Source organism: Peptoniphilus sp. HMSC075B08 (assembly GCF_001815405.1).
GTDB classification, from domain to species: Bacteria; Bacillota; Clostridia; order Tissierellales; family Peptoniphilaceae; genus Peptoniphilus_A; species Peptoniphilus_A harei.
In genome coordinates, this window is the sequence record NZ_KV820459.1 from 57,150 (window position 1) to 76,321 (window position 19,172).

Sequence of the window (19,172 nt, forward strand, 5' to 3'; positions counted from 1 at the left end):
AATAATAGAAAGGATTTATTGTGAAGGAAGTAAGAATCTCTGTAAGAAATTTAATAGAATTCGTCAAGAGGTCTGGCGATATAGACAGGAGATTCTTTTCCAACAAGAGGGCTGTGGAAGGGATCAAGGCACATCAAAAGGTCCAAAGAGAATACTCCAAGGACTTCTTGACAGAAGTTTTTTTGAGGACCACAGAAGAAATTGAGGGAATAAATTTTACTGTTGAGGGTCGTGCCGATGGAATTGAGGTCACAGACCAAGTGACAGTTGATGAAATTAAATCAACTACAAGAGAGCTTGAAGACCTTGAGAAGGAAGAAAACATAATGCACTGGGCCCAAGCCAAGTGCTATGCCTATATCTATGCCAAGGACCATGAACTTGATGAGATAAATGTCATGCTCACTTATTATCAATTGGAGTCAGAAGAAACTCTAAATATAAAAAAGACTTTCACTTTTGGAGAACTTCGTGATTTTTTCATGGGAACTCTAGTGGAATATCTTGAATTTTCAAAGAGGATAGTTGAGTGGAAGGACATAAGAGACCAGTCTATAAAAAAATTAAAATTCCCCTTTAAGTCCTTTAGGAAGGGACAGAGGGAACTTTCTGTTGCAGTCTACAACACTATTGATGATGAAAATAAATTATTTGTGGAGGCTCCAACGGGGATTGGCAAGTCAATCTCCACAATATTTCCAACAATTAAGGCCATGGGAGAAGACAAGATTGACAAGGCCTTTTACCTTGTGGCAAGGTCTACTGGTAAAAACGCAGCCAGGGACGGACTTGAAAGACTTTTAAATAAAAAGCTCAGGTTAAAGCTTACTATTGTCACAGCCAAGGACAAGATCTGCATCAACGACAAGGTCGCCTGCAATCCCAAGGACTGTCCCTATGCCAAGGGTCACTTTGACAGGGTAAATGATGCCATAATTGACATCTTTGATGCCTGCGACAACTTTACAAGAGAAAATATTGAAAAGTTTGCCAGGCTCCACATGGTTTGTCCCTTTGAATACCAACTTGACCTCTTAGATTTTTCTGACTTTATTGTCTGCGATTACAATTACATATTTGACCCAACAGTATATCTAAAGAGATTTTTTGAAAACTCCATGCTGAGGTTCACCCTCCTAGTTGACGAGAGCCACAATCTCCTTGAAAGGGGGAGGGATATGTACTCGGCAGAAGTTTCTATTCCTGACCTTGAGAGATTAAGGGAAATCTTGCCAAAGAAGAGGAAGGCAGCAAGAAGACACTTGACTCATGCCCTAGAAGAATTTCAAAAGTTGGACTCACGCAAGACTTTTTATTCTTATGAGTCCTTTATAGATTTTAATGGGGAAGTGGAGAAGACAGTTTTTTCCATGAACGACTTCTTGACCAAGGACAAGGACCAAGAAGATTACGAGGAAGCCTTGGATATTTATTTTTCCCTCTTTAACTACATCAAAATTTTGGAATACTACAATAAGGACTTTGTTTCCATAAAGGACGAGGACAAGATAAGGGTAAAGTCCCTTGACATTGCTCCAATCTTTAAAAATATTTTGAAAGCGCCAAGGTCTTCCATATTTTTCTCTGCCACCCTAAATCCCATAAGATATTATGGAAAACTTCTGGGAGCAGATGAAGAAACTTCCTACTATAAGATTGAGTCGCCCTTTGATCAAAAAAATCTTTTAGTCCTCCGCAATAATAAAATTTCTACAGTTTATAGGGACAGGGAAGAATCAATTGACGAAATAATTGATAACCTCAGAGAATTTTCAGAAGATGATGGCAATTATATTTTCTTCTTCCCATCCTACTCCTACATGGAAGCAGTCTATGAGAGATATGTAGAAATTGATGAAGATGTCATCAAGCAAGAAAGAGAAATGACAGAAGAAGAGAGGGAAGAATTTTTAAATAACTTTACCTTCTCATCATCAACTAGGGCCTTTGCAGTTATGGGAGGAGTTTTCTCTGAAGGCATTGACCTAATTGGGGAAAGACTAAGAGGAGTTGCCATAATAAGTGTAGGCCTGCCTGGACTTTCTTACGAGAGAAATATTTTAAAGTCCCACTTCCAAAAAAAGTACTCAAGGGGCTACGAGTACGCCTACATCTATCCAGGTATGATCAAAGTAATCCAATCTGCAGGGCGTGTTATAAGGACAGAAGATGACAGGGGGAAGATTCTCTTAATAGACAAGAGATTTTCACTTCCACCTTACAAGTTTTTGTTGCCCCATCATTGGCAAATTTTTGATTATGAAATCCTAGATCAAATGAATTTGATTTTGGAAAACTTTAATGGGACAAAAGCTTAAAAAATAGAGAAAATTTATAATAAATATCTTTACAAAAGAAGTCTTATGTGATAATATTGTTGAGTAAATTAGGAGGAGCCAAAGGCGGCTCTTTTTTTTAGCACTGGAGGTGTTTTTATGGCAGATAGAGTAGTACTTGAGTGCACAGAATGTAAAAACAGAAATTATGTGACATATAAGAACAAAAAGAATACTACTGAAAGATTGGAACTTAAAAAGTATTGTAAATTCTGTAAAGAACATACAACACATAAGGAAACTAAGTAAGGAGGATTTATGGCTACTAAAACTACACCTAAGACTGAAGAAAAAAAAGGCGGTCTAGGTAGATATTTTAGAGGTGTGAAATCTGAATTCAAAAAAGTTGTATGGCCTACTAAGGATACTGTAATCAAATATTCTATTATAGTAATCGTGGCAGTTATTTTGTCATCACTACTATTACTAGCATATGATAAGATCATAATGTTTTTATTTGGTTTTATTTATTGATTGGAGTGTTATAGTTGGATACACAAGAGCTTAACAACAATGAAGCTTCAAAATGGTATGTAATACACACTTATTCAGGTTATGAAAAAAAGGTAAAGGCAAACATGGAAGCTATGGTTCACAATCGTGGCATGGAAGATGTCATCTTCGACATTAGGATTCCTATGGAAGACTATGTGGAAACAAAAGATGGCGTGTCCAAGGCAAAGGAAAGAAAGATGTTCCCATCTTATGTCCTTGTAAACATGATTATGAATGACGAAACTTGGTATCTTGTAAGAAATACAAGAGGTGTAACTGGTTTCGTTGGACCTGCATCTAAGCCTGTACCCCTAACTGATGAAGAAGTGTTACTACTTGGAGTTACTGATAACAAAGAGTTATTCGATAATTACGAGATAGGGGAGTTAGTCAAGGTTATAAATGGACCCTTCAAAGACTTGGTGGGTAAAATTGACGACTTCAATTACGACAAGGAAAAAGTTAAAGTTTGTATCTCCATGTTTGGAAGGGATACAATAGTTGAATTGGATTTCAATCAAATTATTAAAGAGTAAGAGATGTGTGGGAGGGTAAACCCGCATTACCACAAGGAGGAAATAAAATGGCAAAAAAAGTCATAGCATTAGTAAAATTACAAATTCCTGCAGGAAAAGCTACACCAGCTCCACCAGTTGGTACAGCACTAGGACCTCATGGTGTAAACATCATGCAGTTCACAAAGGAATTTAACGCAAAGACTCAAGATCAAGCAGGTATGATTATCCCTGTTGTTCTTACAGTTTATCAAGATCGTTCTTTCACTTTTATCACTAAGACTCCACCAGCAGCAGTGCTTATTAAGAAAGCTCTTAATTTGCCAAAAGCTAGTGGTGAACCTAACAAGAAAAAAGTTGGAAAGCTAACAAAGGCACAAGTTGAAGATATAGCTAAAACTAAGATGCCAGATCTTAACGCAGCAAACTTAGAAGCAGCTGTTGAATTGATCGCTGGTACAGCTAGAAGTATGGGTATAGAAGTAGAAAGATAAGTGGGAGGCTGAGCCGTAGGTACCACGAAGGAGGTAAATATGCCAAAAAGAGGTAAAAAATATCAAGAAAGCGCTAAGCTTGTAGATAGATCGAATTTATATGATGTTAATGAAGCTCTTGACTTAGTTACAAAAACTGCTAAGGCAAACTTTGACGAAACAGTAGAACTTGCAGTGAGACTTGGTGTAGATCCAAGACACGCTGACCAACAAGTTAGAGGTACTGTAGTACTTCCTAACGGAACAGGTAAAGAAGTTAAGGTACTTGTTCTTGCTAAGGGAGACAAGATTAAGGAAGCTGAAGCAGCTGGTGCTGACTTCGCTGGCGGAGAAGAATTAGTTGAAAAAATCCAAAACGAAAACTGGTTTGGATTTGACGTAATTATTGCAACTCCAGATATGATGGGCGTAGTTGGTAAAATCGGTAGAGTTCTTGGACCAAAGGGACTTATGCCAAACCCTAAATCAGGTACAGTTACATTTGATGTAGAACAAGCTGTAAAAGAAATCAAGGCTGGTAAGGTTGAATATAGAGTTGACAAGGCTGCTATTATCAACGTTCCAATCGGAAAAGTTTCTTTCGGAGCTGACAAACTTGCTGAAAACTTCAAGACAATTGCAGATGCTATTATTAAAGCAAGACCAGCAGCTGCTAAGGGTCGTTATTTAAAATCAGTAACAGTTTCATCAACAATGGGACCTGGAATCAAAGTAAATGGTTCAAAATTAATGGAAAAATAAAAACACCTTTGACAGGATTAATTAATCCTGTCATTTTTTGGTTAAATATAAGATTAATTACTGCTAAAATTTAATTATAAATTAAAGTTCAAAAGTATAAATTTAAAAATAAGTGTAAATAGTTAGATTTAAGATATTTCTACATTTACAAAATTAATATTCAGTGTTACTATTATTATGATAGATGTATTTTTTATTGCGGTGATGATATTTATAAAAAATTACTAAAATTGATGGGAGGTAAACATTGAAGAAAGCTATATTTATATTTACACTTGTTATATCTATATTTATGACGCAGGTTTTTGCATCAAATCATTTTTATGAAATCCAAGAAAATGAATTAGAAAATTCAAAAGAAGAAACATTAAAAGATGTAAAAAAACAGCTTGAAGAACAAGATGCAACTAGATTTTATTGGATATATGAAGATTTAATTGACAAAGAGTATTCGAGAAATTTATCTTATGAAGAAAGTTTTGGGAAAAGTACATTAAGAAGACAAAGTTATAGATACCTATCATTTTCTAATGGTGGGGCTGTATACTATAAAAATTATTTGGGTGGAGGAGCAGAGTTAACATTAACACTTTTAGATAAAAATGCAACTTCAAGATATTTATATGGAAATGATAAGTTGGAACAAAGTATAAATTTGTTATCACGCGGAATCGCTGTGCGAACTTTAGCCTTACTTAAAAAAACCAGTGTTGCTTTTGTATTATTGCCATATAGTATTTATCATATTATTGGAAGCCATCAGGCTGAAATATTGAAAGGAGAAGTTTCAAGAGGCTCAGGATGTGTCGTAATTTCATATTCAGAGGATAATGATGGTTCAGCTAAGGTTGTAATGCACTGGAATGATTATCCTTATCAATATGTATATGATGGTGCAGAAATTGTTAGATAAGATTAAGAATAAATTAAAAAATGATATTTTTGTAAATAGATTGTACAATATCTTTATAATTTTATTTTTTGCTAACAGATTTTTTATGTACATTTTTCCAGAGTGGGATGCTTTAGCACTGATTGGTATAGTTTTAGTATTTATTGTATTTACATTTGCGGCACATCTATCAAACAAAGATAAATTTGTTTACAATGGAAAGAAACTTGTTATTGTATTAATGACAATTGATATACTCTTGAGTATACTAATTAAGAGATATTAATAAGTAAAAATTATTTAATATAGTAAATTATGGTATAAATTTTTAGAATTAAAATTTACTGACAAAAATTAATGGAAAAATAAAAACACCTAAGATAAATAAAATCCCTCAACTTCTCATGAAGCGAGGGGTTTTTTAAGGACTTAAGTTTATATGCTTAGGTCCTTTTTTTAATATAAAATTTTATAGCTTTTGTAGGTCACGAGTTAAGAACTTTCTCAATAGGAATATTACAAAAACTGTAACGGCAAAATCAATTGATAAGAAAGATGCGTTGTAAGTTATTGAATAAACCCAAGAGTTCATACCAGCAGGTGTGAATTCCTTGAAGAAGATGACACCTGATAGGACGTGACAAACAAACCTGCCTAGGATTCCCACAAGAGATCCAAGTAGGATTGTCTTAATAGAGTTAGTTCTCTCAAACTCATCCTTATAGAGTCCTGCAAGTCCAAGAAGACCGTAGGCCAAAGGATAGTCTAAGATAGCTTGGACTGGGTGATAAACACTGCCGCCAAGAATAATAGACATGACACCGTAAACTGCACCTACAACAAAGCCTTTTACTGGTCCATACCTTAGGGCAAAGATAATTAGTGGAATCATCTTGCCAGGAGTAATAGATCCGCCATTAGGCAGTTGGTAAAGTTTAACAGTACGAAGAATAAGAGCAAGAGCTATACAAACGGCTCCCTCAACTAACATTTTTGTTGTCCAATTTTTATTTGTTTTTTGCATAAAAAAATACCTCCTTTGCACAAATACTTAAAGAGGTTTAGACACTTCCCTCCGCAAGCATTACCTTGATTGGTTAAAGGGTATAATCTCAGCCTTCTGGCACCCCTAGTGCAAATTACATTATAAGATAAGAAAAATATCTTGTAAAGGAAAAGAGAGAAGATTAATAAAGTTTTGTTTTCTTTTTAATACAAGATTTGGATAAGGGTAAAAATTTAAAGTAAGTGAAGTATAAAATATAAAAGACTTGTAAAATTTTTAATACCTTAGAATTAAATATTACTTCACAAGTAATTATTACTTAAGAATTAATTGGGACTAAAAATTTAATGGTGACTTAATAAAAAACTATGACTTAAGAAATAATTGTGACTTCACAATTAATTATGACTTAATAAAAAATTATTAACTTGCAATATTTTATGAGTTCATAAATTTTTATAATTTAATGAAAAATTATTGCGTAGGAATTTTTTGAAAGTTAAAGTTTAAAATGAAGAGAAAATTTTTGAGAAAACTTTTAATAGAAGGACTAAAAAATAATTTACAGACTATAAAGTGAGATAAAACTTTAAAAATCTAATCCAATCCTATATAATAACTAGGACATAAGAATAAAATAAAAATAAAGAAAGAAATTTAAAATAAATGCAAATAAGCATTGACAAAAAACTAAAGACTATATATAATACTTATGTTACTAAGCCGCAGACAGTAGGTGGCCCTGCCATAAATCCTACCGAGGTTTGAAATTCGGATTTATTTGATTTTCACATCTCACGGCGGCGTGAGATTTTTTTATTTTGGGGGTGACAAATTGAAAGAAGAAAAACTACAATCAAAACAAGCCCTAGTAGATGAAATTAAAGAGAAAATTCAAGGAGCACAATCTATCGTTCTTGTAAACTACAGAGGTCTAACAGTTGAAGAAGTAACTGAACTTAGAGCTAAGTACAGAGAAGCAAATGTTGATTACAAGGTTTACAAAAACACAATGATGAGACGTGCTTTTGAAGAGTTAGGTGTTGAAGGTCTAGAAGACTTTCTAAAGGGACCAAGTGCCGTTGCATTTGGTATGGAAGACCCAGCATCAGCTGCAAAAATTTCATCAGAGTTTGCAGAAGATCATGAAGCATTAGAAATTAAAGCAGGATATGTTGATGGAAAAGTATTATCACTTCCAGAAATCGACGCACTTGCTAAATTACCATCCAAGGAAGTTCTTGTTGCACAAGTACTTGGCGGCTTAAACGCTCCAATCCAAGGATTCGCAAATGTACTAAATGGTACATTATCAGGTTTTGCAAGAGTTATTGCACAAATCGCAGACAAGAAAGAAAACGAAGCAGCTTAATCTGCTAAAAAATTAAGAAAAATTAGTATTTAAATTTACGGAGGAATAAAATGTCAGAAAAAGTAGAACAATTAATTGAACAAGTTAAAGAACTTACAGTATTAGAACTTTCAGAAGTAGTTAAAGCTCTAGAAGAAGAATTCGGAGTATCAGCAGCAGCTCCAGCAGCAGTTGCAGCAGCTCCAGCAGCAGGTGGCGCAGCTCCTGCAGCAGCAGCTGAAGAAAAAACTGACTTCGATGTAATCCTTGCTGAAGCAGGACAAGAAAAAGTTAAAGTAATCAAAGTTGTAAAAGACATTACTGGACTTGGACTTAAAGATGCAAAAGCAGTTGTAGACGGAGCTCCTAAGGCAGTTAAAGAAGGCGCTTCAAAAGAAGAAGCTGAAGAAATCAAAGCTAAACTTGAAGAAGTTGGAGCAACTGTAGAAGTAAAATAATTTAACTTAGTTAAATTTTATAAGAATTAAAAAAAACTGTCCCTCATGGGGCAGTTTTTTTCTTTGGAAAATTTTTGGTAAGAAAAAAAGAGAACTCAGGATAAAATGAGTTCTCTTTTTCTTTTTCAATTTGTAGGATGTTTTATTAAAAATTAATTTTGAAATATTATTTGCGAAGGCTTCTTAAGAGTTCTATTTCTTTTTTGTGGCCTTCTAGGTCTTGAGGGGTTTCAAGATAAAAAGGGAGGTCTCTTAATTTTTCGTGGTTTATTATTCTCTCGATTGCTTCCAGGCCAATTTTTCCCTTGCCTATGACTTCGTGTCTGTCCCTGTGGGCTCCTCTATCGTTTTTGGAGTCGTTTAGGTGAATGGCGTAGAGTTTATCCAGTCCAATGTGTTTATCGAATTCATCTAAAACACCATCTAGGTCATCTACTATGTCGTAGCCAGCCTCATGGACGTGGCAAGTATCAAGGCAGACTCCAACTTTTTCTTTTAAGTGAACTCCTTCTATTATTCGTCCGATTTCTTCAAACTTTGATCCAACTTCTGTACCCTTGCCTGCCATGGTCTCAAGGAGGACTAGGGTCTCTTGGTCTTCCCTTAGAACTAAATTTAATTGGGCAGAAATTATTTCTATTGCCGCGTCAATGCCAAGTCCTGTGTGGGAACCTGGGTGAAGGTTGTAGTAGGTGTTTTTAAAATACCTGAGCCTTTCCAAGTCTTCTGCCAGGACTAGGTTGGCAAACTCTCTCACACTTTCTGTTGATGAACAAGGATTTAAGGTGTAGGGAGCATGGGCAAGTAGGGGACCAAAATTGTTTTCTCTTGCAATGTCCATTAGTCCTTTTATGTCTTCTTCGTCTAATTTCTTCAACTTGGAACCTCTTGGGTTTCTTGAGAAAAATTGAAAAGTTGTGGCAGAAATTTTTAGGGCATCCTTTCCCATATTGGTGTAGCCCCTTGATGTAGAAAGATGGGGACCTATTTTAAACATATTACCTCCAAAAAATTAAATTTAATAATATAAAAAATTTTCTTAGTTTTTAGAAAACTTTTTATAAAAAGTTTAGTGGAACTTATTCTCACTTGGGTCATGAAATTTAACGACTTCGGCAGGAACTCCCACTGCAGTTGAGTTGGCAGGGATGTCCTTAAGTACCAGGGCGCCTGCCCCAATTTTTGCTCCTTCGCCAATTGTCACTGGACCAAGGATTGTGGCTCCTGTCCCTATTATAACGTTATTTCCCACTGTGGGGTGCCTCTTCTTTTCTTTTTCATTGCCTGTTCCACCAAGGGTTATGTTGTGGTACATGTGACAATTGTCCCCAATCTCGGCAGTCTCTCCAATGACCACAGCCATGCCGTGATCAATGAAGAGGTTCTTGCCAATTTTGGCACCTGGATGGATTTCGATCCCAGTTTTTTTCCTGGCTCTTTGTGAAATCCACCTTGCAAGTGTAGTGTGATCTTTTTTATAAAAGTAGTGGGCAATCCTGTGTCTCACCATGCAAGAAACTATGGGATACATAAAAATTGCTTCAAATAAACTTTTACAGGCGGGGTCCTTTAATAAAATAAATTCCCCATATTCCTTAATCCTTTTGAAATAATTAGTCATTCTTAAAAAGGTCGGTGGACATATATCTTTCAGCTGTATCAGGTGCTACTGTAACAATATTTCCACCAAGCTCCTCTTGCATTTTTAGTGCACCTACAACATTGGCACCAGCTGATATGCCAACAAGTAGTCCTTCTTCACGAGAAAGTCTCCTTGCCATTTCTATTGCTTCTTCTGATTTAACTGTGATTGTCTTGTCTAAGATTTTTGTGTCTAGAACTCCTGGAACAAAGTTTGCTCCAATTCCTTGGATCTTGTGGCCGCCAGCTTCTCCTCTTGTAAGAAGTGGAGATTCATCTGGTTCAAGTCCCCAAACTTTTATATTTTCATCCTTTGATTTTAAATATCTTCCAACTCCTGTTACAGTTCCACCAGTTCCAATTCCTGCTATAAAGCCAGAGATGTCCTTTAGGTCTTCATAAATTTCTGGGCCAGTAGTTTCTTCGTGTGCCACAGCGTTGTATTTATTTTCAAATTGGTTTGGCATGAAGTAGTTACCTGTAGCTACAAGTTCTTTTGCCTTATCCACAGCTGCTTGCATTCCGCCTTCTCCTGTAAGAATTAGGTTAGCTCCAAAGGCTTCAATGAGTCTTCTTCTTTCAATTGACATAGACTCTGGCATTACAATATTTACCTTGTAACCAAGTGCACGACCAATCATGGCAATGGCAATGCCTGTGTTACCACTTGTAGGTTCAACTATTTCCATGCCTTCTTTTAGGGACCCGTCTTCGATGGCACCCTTGATCATGTAAAGAGCAGCCCTGTCCTTAACTGATCCTGCTGGGTTAGATTTTTCTACCTTTACAAAAATCTTTCCTCCACCAATGTTTTCTAATTGTACTAACTTTGATTCTCCAACTGTCTCTAATAATTTTGTCATTTTTCTCCTCCAATAAATTCATAAAAAAAAAGAGTATATGAAATCATATACTCTTAAAATCTTTCTTAATATCTAATAAAAAGTTTAAAATATTGATTCACATTCAAATAAGTCCTATAAAATTTTTATAGAACAACAACAGAATGCTTGGCTTGTGAAATTTTTAAAATTATTTAAGTTTTTCATTTTTATCGCCTCTTCAATATGGTTCGACTATACTATTTAAAAATTTATTTGTCAAGTAGAAATTAAAATCGTTTTAGAATTTTCTATAGGGATTTTGCATTAATTTTCCTATTGATATGAAGGAATTTAAAATTTTGCAATATGATAAAAAATACAGCTTCATAAATAATTGTGACTTTATAAAAATTTATGACCTCACAGTTAATTATGACTTTATAAAAATTTTTGACCTTATAAATAATTATGAAGTAATAAAAATTTGTGACTTCACAGATAATTATGATTCTATAAAAATTTGTGACTATATAAAAATCTAAGACTTTAAAAAATTTTTAAATCTAATGAAATAGGACAAATCATTTGAAATTTTAAATTAATTTTACAAATAAAATGAAAATATCTCCCAGAGGCCTGAAATATAAATTAATTGTGAAATTTTCTTGAATATAAGAGTCAATCTTAGTTATAATGTAAGCAGTAAATAAAAAGAGGTGTTTTATGAAAGTTTCAGTTATCCTGGCAGCAGGAGAGGGAACGAGAATGAAGTCCAAAAAACCAAAGGTACTTCATGAAATTCTTGGAAGACCCATGCTTTTTTATGTCCTAAATTCTTGCAAGCATTCACAAGTTGAAAAGAATCTTGTGGTAGTGGGACACAACAAGGAAAAAGTGTGTGAGGCCTTCGAAGATGAAAAAGATGTGGAATTTATTGAGCAACCTATTGGCGACGACGTGCCCTATGGCACTGGCTATGCCGTAATGAATGCTCTTGATAAAATAGAAGACGATGACACAGTTATTATTTTAAATGGAGATACTCCTATTATTTCTAACTCAACTATTTCATGCTTTTTGAAATATCACGAAGAGAGAAATAATGATATAACAGTTTTGTCTGCTGATATGAAGGATCCTACAAACTACGGCAGGATTGTCAGAGATGAAAATGCAAATGTTGTTGCAATAGTAGAAGAAAAGGACGCAAGCGAAAAGCAAAAGTTAATCCGTGAAATTAATTCAGGTATTTTTGCCTTTAAGGGTTCTTCTCTAAAGTCGGCTCTTTCAAAGATTGATACTGACAATGCAGCTAACGAGATGTATATTACTGATACTCTTGGAATTCTTGTTGAAGAAGGCAAGAAGGTTGACTCTTTTAAGCTAAGGGACACAAGAGAAATCCTTGGAGTTAATTCAAGATACGAGTTATCTATTGCAGCAGAAATCCTACAAAAAAAGATTAACAAGGAATATATGATAAATGGTGTTGGGATAATTGATCCTAAGTCCACTTATATTGAATACGGGGCTACAATTGAAAGAGATGTCATGATTTACCCAGGCACTCGCATTGACAAGAAGTCTGTTATTAAAGAAGGGGCAGAAATTTATTCTTCTACAATAAAAAATTCAACAATTGGAGAAGATGTCCTTATTAGGTCTTCTGAAATAGAAGATTCTTCTATAGGAAGAGGAACTACAGTAGGACCTTACGCCCACTTGAGACCAAATTCTCATGTTGGAGAAAATTGTAAGATTGGAAATTTTGTTGAAGTGAAAAATTCCAATGTTGGAGACGGGTCAAAGATGAGCCACCTTGCTTACATAGGCGATGCCGATGTGGGTAGTGGAGTTAACATAGGCTGCGGAGTGGTCTTTGTTAATTATGATGGAAGAGACAAGTTTAGGGCCAAGGTTGGCGATAATGCCTTTATTGGTTCTAATGCAAATTTAGTGGCACCAATTGAAGTAGAGGACAACGGCTATGTTGCTGCTGGGTCTACTATTACAAAAAATGTTTTGAAGGGTCAACTTTCTCTTGAGAGAGCAGCTCAAAAAAATATAGATGGTTGGGTTGAGAGAAAAGGATTTATCAAATAGGAGGACATGGATAATGAACACAGTTAATGGAGATGTAGTAGTATTTACAGGAAATTCTAACCTTAGTCTTGTAGATAAAATTTGTGAAAACATGGGAATTGAAAAGGGCGCTTGTACTGTGTCCACATTTTCTGATGGAGAAATTTCAATTGATATTGGAGTTTCTGTAAGAGGTAAGGATGTTTTTGTTATCCAATCAACTTCTTCACCGGTTAATGACAACTTAATGGAACTTTTAATTTTAATTGATGGTCTAAAGAGGGCATCAGCTGGCAGAATTAACGCAGTTATTCCTTATTATGGATATGCAAGACAAGATAGAAAGACTAAGGCAAGAGAACCTATAACTTCAAAACTTGTTGCAAATCTAATTACTAAAGCAGGAGCTGACAGGGTTGTTGCCATGGACCTTCACGCTGGTCAAATCCAAGGTTACTTTGATATTCCTGTTGACCACCTAACTGCTGTACCTTACCTTGCAAGATACTTCAAGGATATTGTAAATGAAGACGACTTTGTAGTTGTTTCTCCAGACCTAGGTGGAGTTACAAGAACTAGGAAGTTTGCCAATGAATTAAATCTTCCAATTGCCATTATTGAAAAGAGAAGACCAAAGGCAAATGTGTCTGAAGTTATGAATATTATTGGTGATGTTGAAGGTAAGTCAGTTATACTTGTTGACGACATTGCTGATACTGCTGGAACTATTACTAAGGCAGCTGACGCACTAAAATCTAGAGGTGCAAAGAAAGTTTATGGAGCTGCAACTCACGGAGTGCTATCAGGTCCAGCTATTGAAAGACTAGAAAACTCATCTCTAGAAAAATTTGTAATCACAGATACTATTGAACTTCCAGAAGAAAAGAAAATAGATAAGATTGATATTGTGTCTGTTGCTCCAATTTTTGCATCAGCAATTAAGAGGATCAACACATCACAATCAGTTAGTGAAATGTTTGAATAAGGTGATTAAGTGTATATAATTGCAGGACTGGGAAATCCCGGCAAGAAGTACGAAGCTACTAGGCACAACGTGGGTTTCTCGACAATTGATGTCCTTGCGGATAAGCTTAATATAAAAGTTAATAAGATTAAATTTAAGGGGCTTGTAGGTGAAGGGAGAATTGGCTCAGAAAAGGTCATTCTCCTAAAGCCCCATACTTTTATGAACAATTCCGGAGAATCAATTGTAGAAATTTTAAATTTTTATAAATTAAAACCAGAAGACTTAATGGTTGTTGTGGACGACATTGACATTGAATTTGCCCAGCTAAAGATAAAGAAGAATGGATCGGCTGGAACCCACAATGGGCTTAAGTCTATTGTAAATTTAACAGGAAGCAAAAATTTTGCCAGGTTTAAAATTGGTGTTGGTAAAAAACACCCCAATGAAGATTTGGCAAGTTTTGTTCTGTCTAATTTTCCATCAAAGGACAAAAAGCATATTGCAGATGCCATAGATGCCTGTGCAGATGCCATAATTGATGCAGTGGACTCTGGCATAGACAAGTCTATGAATTCTTATAACAACAACATTTATTGAGGTGAAAATTGAATTTTTTAATCAATAGTGTAAAGAACTTAGAAGCTTTTAAAGAATTAGATAATTCAATAAAAATTTCAAAGAACACTGCAGTCTTTGGTTCAGAGGAGGCAGTGCTCTCTCTTTTTGCGCCCACTTTTTGTGCAGAGGGAAAGAAAGTCTGCCTAATTTCACAAGATAGAGCCAGGGCGAGAAAGGCCTATGAAGACATTGAGTCCATATCAGACGAGACCTGCGTTTACTATCCAGAGAAGGATGTATTTTTCTACGACAGGGACTCAAAGTCCAAGGAGAACACCAAAAAAAGACTAGAAGCCATGGCAGAAATTGCAAGTGGGAGGGCAAATATTGTTGTCACGACCCTAAATGCCTTGACTGCAAAAATATCAAGGCCAGAGATTTTTGGGTCTTATAAAATCCCTATAGAAGTTGGCCAAGTGGTGAATCTAGATGATCTTCCAAATAAGCTTGTAGAAATGGGCTACGAAAGATTTCCAAGCGTTGAGGGTCTTGGCCAGTTCTCCATCAGGGGTTCCATTATCGACATTGGAACTCAAGATGCCAACTACAGGATAGAACTTTTTGACGATGAAGTTGATTCTATTAGGTCCTTTGAAATTGAAAGCCAAAGGTCAATAGATAAGTTAGAAGAAATTATAATCTATCCCATAGAAGATTTGATCCTAAGAGAAGATGAGAAAGAAAAAATTGCCGAGAGAATAAAAAAAGATATTTCAAAAACAAAACTTGAGGGAAAAGAAAAGGATAGACTAAGTGAAAAGTTTTTGAGATATGTAGACAGGCTTGAAAACCAAGAGACAATTATCAACAAGGACTTGATCCTTCCCTATGTAGACCAAGACCAAGTGGGATCTTTTTTAGACTACTTAGATGATTTTATATTCTTAATTGAAGAGCCATCGAGGATTGTGGAAAGGGAAGAAGAACTTGAGACTGCCAATGGAGAAAAGTTTGCCATCTTAATTGAGAATGGTGAAGTCACTAAAGCTCACGAAAAAACTTTTTACAACCACAAAGACATAATTGACAAGTTAAATGAAAAGACTTTAATAACTTTCAGCGCCCTCTTAAAGCCACCAAAGATGTTTAATCCACAAGACATTGTAAATATCAAGGTCAAGAGCGTGACAAACTATATGTCAAAGATTAAACTCTTCAAGGAAGACTTGGACTATTATGGAAATAATAACTTTAAGGTAATCCTACTTGGGGCAACGGAAAAAAGAGCCAAAAGGCTCTTTGACCACCTAGTGGACTTAGGTTACTCTCCTCATCTTGCAAAAAACACAAAAAATGAAAAAATTACTTCCAACATTGTTGTCACAACTGGTGCCTTAAATGATGGAATAGAATTTTCTGATTCTAAAACAGTCTTTATAAATTATTCAGAAATTTATGGGTCCTTTTCAAAGAAGAAAAAGAAAAAAGTTCCTAAGAAGAAGGCCCTAAATTTTGAGGACTTGAAGATTGGAGACTATGTAGTCCACGAGGCCCACGGTGTTGGAAAATATGTTGGGACAACAAGACTTGAAGTCTCAGGAATCCAAAAGGACTATATTTTAATTGAATACGGTGGAGAGGACAAACTCTTCCTGCCAATTGAGGCCCTAGATTCCATTTACAAGTATGTCCAAGAAGGCAAGAGGCCGCCAAAGGTCAACAAGTTAAATTCCCTTGACTGGAAGAAGAAAAAGGCCCGTGCAAAAAAATCCATTGACGACATGGCAGATGAGTTGATAAAACTTTATGCCACTCGTGAAAACACCAAGGGCTTTGCCTTTAGTGAAGACTCCCAATATCAAAGGGAGTTTGAAGATGCCTTTATCTACGAAGAAACTTCTGGCCAGTTAAAATCTACTGAAGAGATAAAAGAAGATATGGAGAAGTCATCGCCAATGGACAGGCTCCTCTGTGCCGATGTTGGGTATGGAAAGACAGAAGTTGCCCTTCGTGCAACCTTTAAGGCAATACTTGATGGAAAGCAAGTTGCCATTCTCGTGCCAACAACTATTTTGGCCCAACAACACTACAACACAATTAAGGAAAGGTTTAAAAACTTCCCTGTGGGAGTTGGACTCCTTTCAAGATTTAGGTCAAAGAAAGACCAAAAGATGGACCTTGAAGGCCTAAAGGATGGAAACATTGATATAATCGTGGGAACTCACAGGCTCCTTTCCAAGGACGTCAAGTTCAAGGATCTGGGACTTTTAATTATAGATGAAGAGCAAAGATTTGGTGTCCGTCACAAGGAAAAACTCAGAATGCTAAAAGAGAATGTGGACACCCTAACTCTTACTGCAACCCCAATCCCAAGGACCCTACAAATGTCCATGATAGGGATTAGAGACATGTCAGTTATTGAGGACCCACCTGAAGAGAGATTTCCAGTGGAAACTTATGTCTTGGAGTACAACAACCTCATGGTTCGTGAAGCCATATTAAAGGAAATTGAAAGGGGAGGCCAAGTTTACTTCCTCTACAACAAGGTCTCAAATATGGAAAATAAACTTCTAGAACTTAGAAAGCTTGTTCCCGAAGCGACCTTCTCCATGGCCAATGGTCAGATGACTGAGAAGGCTCTTGAAGACACAATGATTGACTTTATAGAAGGGAATGTTGACGTCCTAGTTTGCTCAACAATAATAGAAACAGGCATGGACGTTCCCAATGCAAATACAATGATAATAACAGACTCAAATAGGCTTGGACTTTCACAACTTTATCAACTCCGTGGAAGGATAGGCAGGTCATCGAGGATTGCCTACGCCTACTTCACCTACGACAGGTCAACGTCAATCTCTGAAGTAGCACAAAAGAGGCTCCAAGCTATAAAAGAATTTACTGAGTTTGGTTCAGGCCACAAGATTGCAGAGAGGGACCTTGAGATAAGAGGTTCAGGCTCCATACTTGGGTCAAGACAGTCAGGCCACATAGAAAAAATTGGTTACGATTTATACATGAAGTACCTCAAGGATGCTGTCATGAAGTTAAAGGGTCTTGATGTCGAAGAAGAAATTGAAACCACAATTGACTTAAAGCTTGATTCTTTTATACCAAAGGACTACATTGCCGATGACAAGACAAGGCTTGAGATTTACAAGAAAATTTCTGTTCTCACAACAGAAGAAGAATATTCAGATCTTGTTGACGAATTAATCGACAGGTTCTCCGACTTCCCTGATGAAGTTTCCAACCTAATGGACATTGCCCTCTTAAAGAACAAGGCCCAAAGGGCAAAAGTTTCATCAATTCTTGAGAGAAGAGGAGAATATAGGGTAAGAGTAGAAGGCGAAGTTCCACTTCCTGCCATCATGGAAATAAATAACGAGTTTGAAAATATTTCCTACTCTATGGGAAATGACAATGAAATCATCTTGACTAAGTTAAAATATCCTCTTGATGAGCTTAAAAAGTTGGTTACAATTTTGTATTTACACAAAAAGGACACAAAAACTTCTAAAAAGTAGTGTATAATGGAAGCATTAAATGATAATAAATTAAATAGAATAAGGAGAGAAATATGTTTTTAAAAAAATTTGGTAAGATAGGATTGACTCTTGCACTTGCAGGTTCACTTGTGGCTTGTAGTGGTGCAAATAAGGATGCAGCAGCAAAGGTTGGTGGAGTTGAAATCCCAATGGAAGATTATTATAAATCTTATGCAGCTAGGGTAAATCAACTTACTTCAATGTACGGGGAAGATGTTCTTGATAACAAGGAAGATGGAAAGAAATCTACTGACGAACTTCTAAGAGAACAAGCAATCACAGACCTAACAACAACTGAAGCTATAAAACAAGATGCAGAAAAATCAAATATCACAGTTTCTGATGAAGAAGTAAATAAAAAGCTTGACGAAATCAAGACACAACTTGGTGGAGAAGAAGCCTTCAACAATTTCTTAAAAGAAAATGGACTTCCAAAAGAATATGTTGCAGAAAACATGAAGAATCAAATGTTAGTTGGCAAATATACTCAAGAAAAATTAAAAGAACTTGAACCGACTGAAGAAGAAGTTAAAAAACAATATGAAGACAACAAGGATTCTTACTACAAGGCAAAGGCATCTCACATCCTAGTAGATGACTTAAAGGAAGCTAATGTATTAAGAAAAAAGATCCTAAAGGGAGAAGACTTTGCTAAGCTTGCAAAGGAAAACTCTAAGGACACAGGAAGTGCACAAAATGGTGGATCTCTTGGAGAATTCACAAGTGGACAAATGGTTGAAGCCTTTGACCAAGAAATTGCTAAGATGAAGGCTGGCGACATTTCTGAACCTATCACAACACAATTTGGTTACCACATCATCAAGCTTGAAGAAAAAACTCCTCTAGAATTTGATGCAGTTAAGGACCAAATCAAGGCTGAGTTACAACAAGAAAAATTCAGAGACTATATTGAAAAAGTTAAAAAAGATGCTAAAATAAAGACTTACGTAAACACTTCTAAAGAAGTTGAACTTCCAGATGAATACAAGAACTTTGGAAAGGTAGAAAAGGAAGGCCAAGCTAAAGAAACTAATGCAAAGGCTGAAGCAGCAAACAAGAATGCAAAGGCTAATGCAGGAAAAGAAAATGCTAAGGCTGAAAACAAAAAAGAAACAAAATAAGATTTAAATCAAAGCCTGTGAGTAAAGAGCAAAAGGATTTTAGTCCTCTCTTAGGTCACAGGCCTTTTATTTTTTTTATTGGCAAGCTTTTGCTTTAAGTTAAAAATCTATTTATCAACAAATAAAACAAAATTCTGGTATAA

General features: G+C 35.7%; 19 protein-coding genes, 1 riboswitch and 1 other annotated feature. Of the genes, 15 read left to right on the plus strand and 4 right to left on the minus strand.

Annotated features, from left to right (window positions below; all coding sequences use genetic code 11):
* Positions 1 to 20 precede the first annotated feature (20 nt).
* The 7 genes from HMPREF3023_RS08055 to HMPREF3023_RS08085 all read left to right on the plus strand — a co-directional run bounded on the left by HMPREF3023_RS08055 (position 21) and on the right by HMPREF3023_RS08085 (position 5,494).
* Positions 21 to 2,318 (plus strand): ATP-dependent DNA helicase, encoded by a 2,298-nt coding sequence (locus HMPREF3023_RS08055; RefSeq protein ID WP_070702407.1) that lies wholly within the window; start codon positions 21 to 23, stop codon positions 2,316 to 2,318.
* A 117-nt stretch (positions 2,319 to 2,435) separates the two neighbouring features.
* Positions 2,436 to 2,585 (plus strand): 50S ribosomal protein L33, encoded by a 150-nt coding sequence (gene rpmG, locus HMPREF3023_RS08060; RefSeq protein ID WP_070702409.1) that lies wholly within the window; start codon positions 2,436 to 2,438, stop codon positions 2,583 to 2,585.
* Between the two features lie 9 nt (positions 2,586 to 2,594).
* On the plus strand, positions 2,595 to 2,810 hold the full coding sequence (gene secE / locus HMPREF3023_RS08065; RefSeq protein WP_005956279.1) for a preprotein translocase subunit SecE: 216 nt from the start codon (positions 2,595 to 2,597) through the stop codon (positions 2,808 to 2,810).
* A gap of 14 nt (positions 2,811 to 2,824) precedes the next feature.
* On the plus strand, positions 2,825 to 3,367 hold the full coding sequence (gene nusG / locus HMPREF3023_RS08070; protein ID WP_070702411.1) for a transcription termination/antitermination protein NusG: 543 nt from the start codon (positions 2,825 to 2,827) through the stop codon (positions 3,365 to 3,367).
* Positions 3,368 to 3,414: 47 nt separating this feature from the next.
* Positions 3,415 to 3,840 carry a 50S ribosomal protein L11 gene (gene rplK, locus HMPREF3023_RS08075; RefSeq protein ID WP_070702413.1) on the plus strand — a complete coding sequence of 142 codons (426 nt, stop codon included), beginning with the start codon at positions 3,415 to 3,417 and terminating at the stop codon, positions 3,838 to 3,840.
* Between the two features lie 39 nt (positions 3,841 to 3,879).
* Positions 3,880 to 4,581, plus strand: a complete 702-nt coding sequence (rplA, locus tag HMPREF3023_RS08080) for a 50S ribosomal protein L1 (protein WP_070702415.1) — start codon at positions 3,880 to 3,882, stop codon at positions 4,579 to 4,581.
* Between the two features lie 247 nt (positions 4,582 to 4,828).
* Entirely contained in the window at positions 4,829 to 5,494 is a 666-nt protein-coding gene (locus HMPREF3023_RS08085; protein ID WP_070702417.1) for a hypothetical protein, read from the plus strand.
* Positions 5,495 to 5,942: 448 nt separating this feature from the next.
* Here the strand turns inward: HMPREF3023_RS08085 and thiT are convergent, their stop codons facing one another.
* Entirely contained in the window at positions 5,943 to 6,497 is a 555-nt protein-coding gene (gene thiT, locus HMPREF3023_RS08095; protein ID WP_070702421.1) for an energy-coupled thiamine transporter ThiT, read from the minus strand.
* Between the two features lie 29 nt (positions 6,498 to 6,526).
* Positions 6,527 to 6,614: riboswitch (TPP riboswitch) on the minus strand.
* 570 nt (positions 6,615 to 7,184) lie between these two features.
* Positions 7,185 to 7,306: a sequence feature (ribosomal protein L10 leader region), on the plus strand.
* 8 nt (positions 7,307 to 7,314) lie between these two features.
* Between thiT and rplJ the strand changes: the two genes are divergently transcribed.
* Both rplJ and rplL read left to right on the plus strand, forming a co-directional pair.
* Entirely contained in the window at positions 7,315 to 7,851 is a 537-nt protein-coding gene (gene rplJ / locus HMPREF3023_RS08100) for a 50S ribosomal protein L10 (protein ID WP_070702423.1), read from the plus strand.
* 50 nt (positions 7,852 to 7,901) lie between these two features.
* Complete coding sequence (rplL, locus tag HMPREF3023_RS08105) at positions 7,902 to 8,288, plus strand: 50S ribosomal protein L7/L12 (RefSeq protein WP_070702425.1); 387 nt, start codon at positions 7,902 to 7,904, stop codon at positions 8,286 to 8,288.
* A gap of 166 nt (positions 8,289 to 8,454) precedes the next feature.
* On the opposite strand, the gene HMPREF3023_RS08110 is transcribed toward rplL, so the two are convergent.
* From HMPREF3023_RS08110 to cysK, 3 genes are all read right to left on the minus strand, one after another.
* Positions 8,455 to 9,285, minus strand: coding sequence for a deoxyribonuclease IV (locus tag HMPREF3023_RS08110; RefSeq protein ID WP_070702427.1), 831 nt, complete (start codon positions 9,283 to 9,285; stop codon positions 8,455 to 8,457).
* Positions 9,286 to 9,357: 72 nt separating this feature from the next.
* Entirely contained in the window at positions 9,358 to 9,909 is a 552-nt protein-coding gene (gene epsC / locus HMPREF3023_RS08115) for a serine O-acetyltransferase EpsC (RefSeq protein ID WP_070702429.1), read from the minus strand.
* On the minus strand, positions 9,902 to 10,792 hold the full coding sequence (gene cysK / locus HMPREF3023_RS08120) for a cysteine synthase A (protein WP_070702431.1): 891 nt from the start codon (positions 10,790 to 10,792) through the stop codon (positions 9,902 to 9,904). The genes epsC and cysK overlap by 8 nt, the downstream gene beginning before the upstream one ends.
* Positions 10,793 to 11,094: 302 nt before the next feature.
* Here cysK and HMPREF3023_RS08125 point away from each other — a divergent pair, with 302 nt between their 5' ends.
* From HMPREF3023_RS08125 to HMPREF3023_RS08150, 6 genes are all read left to right on the plus strand, one after another.
* Positions 11,095 to 11,295, plus strand: coding sequence for a hypothetical protein (locus tag HMPREF3023_RS08125; RefSeq protein WP_144019634.1), 201 nt, complete (start codon positions 11,095 to 11,097; stop codon positions 11,293 to 11,295).
* A 181-nt stretch (positions 11,296 to 11,476) separates the two neighbouring features.
* On the plus strand, positions 11,477 to 12,856 hold the full coding sequence (gene glmU, locus HMPREF3023_RS08130) for a bifunctional UDP-N-acetylglucosamine diphosphorylase/glucosamine-1-phosphate N-acetyltransferase GlmU (RefSeq protein ID WP_070702435.1): 1,380 nt from the start codon (positions 11,477 to 11,479) through the stop codon (positions 12,854 to 12,856).
* A 13-nt stretch (positions 12,857 to 12,869) separates the two neighbouring features.
* A complete protein-coding gene (locus tag HMPREF3023_RS08135; RefSeq protein WP_070702437.1) occupies positions 12,870 to 13,820 on the plus strand; it encodes a ribose-phosphate diphosphokinase in 951 nt (316 codons plus the stop codon).
* Positions 13,821 to 13,829: 9 nt separating this feature from the next.
* Complete coding sequence (gene pth / locus HMPREF3023_RS08140; protein ID WP_070702439.1) at positions 13,830 to 14,399, plus strand: aminoacyl-tRNA hydrolase; 570 nt, start codon at positions 13,830 to 13,832, stop codon at positions 14,397 to 14,399.
* Between the two features lie 8 nt (positions 14,400 to 14,407).
* Positions 14,408 to 17,887, plus strand: a complete 3,480-nt coding sequence (gene mfd / locus HMPREF3023_RS08145; RefSeq protein ID WP_070702441.1) for a transcription-repair coupling factor — start codon at positions 14,408 to 14,410, stop codon at positions 17,885 to 17,887.
* Between the two features lie 53 nt (positions 17,888 to 17,940).
* Positions 17,941 to 19,029, plus strand: coding sequence for a peptidylprolyl isomerase (locus HMPREF3023_RS08150; RefSeq protein WP_070702443.1), 1,089 nt, complete (start codon positions 17,941 to 17,943; stop codon positions 19,027 to 19,029).
* The last annotated feature ends 143 nt before the right edge of the window (positions 19,030 to 19,172 follow it).

What these genes read in the sequence shown, in the direction of transcription:
- rpmG (WP_070702409.1), top strand. Translation starts at nt 2,436, where the DNA reads ATGGCAGATAGAGTAGTACTTGAGTGCACAGAATGTAAAAACAGAAAT.
- secE (WP_005956279.1), top strand. Translation starts at nt 2,595, where the DNA reads ATGGCTACTAAAACTACACCTAAGACTGAAGAAAAAAAAGGCGGTCTA.
- rplK (WP_070702413.1), top strand. Translation starts at nt 3,415, where the DNA reads ATGGCAAAAAAAGTCATAGCATTAGTAAAATTACAAATTCCTGCAGGA.
- rplA (WP_070702415.1), top strand. Translation starts at nt 3,880, where the DNA reads ATGCCAAAAAGAGGTAAAAAATATCAAGAAAGCGCTAAGCTTGTAGAT.
- thiT (WP_070702421.1), bottom strand. Translation starts at nt 6,497, where the DNA reads ATGCAAAAAACAAATAAAAATTGGACAACAAAAATGTTAGTTGAGGGA.
- rplL (WP_070702425.1), top strand. Translation starts at nt 7,902, where the DNA reads ATGTCAGAAAAAGTAGAACAATTAATTGAACAAGTTAAAGAACTTACA.
- HMPREF3023_RS08110 (WP_070702427.1), bottom strand. Translation starts at nt 9,285, where the DNA reads ATGTTTAAAATAGGTCCCCATCTTTCTACATCAAGGGGCTACACCAAT.
- epsC (WP_070702429.1), bottom strand. Translation starts at nt 9,909, where the DNA reads ATGACTAATTATTTCAAAAGGATTAAGGAATATGGGGAATTTATTTTA.
- cysK (WP_070702431.1), bottom strand. Translation starts at nt 10,792, where the DNA reads ATGACAAAATTATTAGAGACAGTTGGAGAATCAAAGTTAGTACAATTA.
- HMPREF3023_RS08125 (WP_144019634.1), top strand. Translation starts at nt 11,095, where the DNA reads ATGAAGGAATTTAAAATTTTGCAATATGATAAAAAATACAGCTTCATA.
- glmU (WP_070702435.1), top strand. Translation starts at nt 11,477, where the DNA reads ATGAAAGTTTCAGTTATCCTGGCAGCAGGAGAGGGAACGAGAATGAAG.
- HMPREF3023_RS08135 (WP_070702437.1), top strand. Translation starts at nt 12,870, where the DNA reads ATGAACACAGTTAATGGAGATGTAGTAGTATTTACAGGAAATTCTAAC.
- HMPREF3023_RS08150 (WP_070702443.1), top strand. Translation starts at nt 17,941, where the DNA reads ATGTTTTTAAAAAAATTTGGTAAGATAGGATTGACTCTTGCACTTGCA.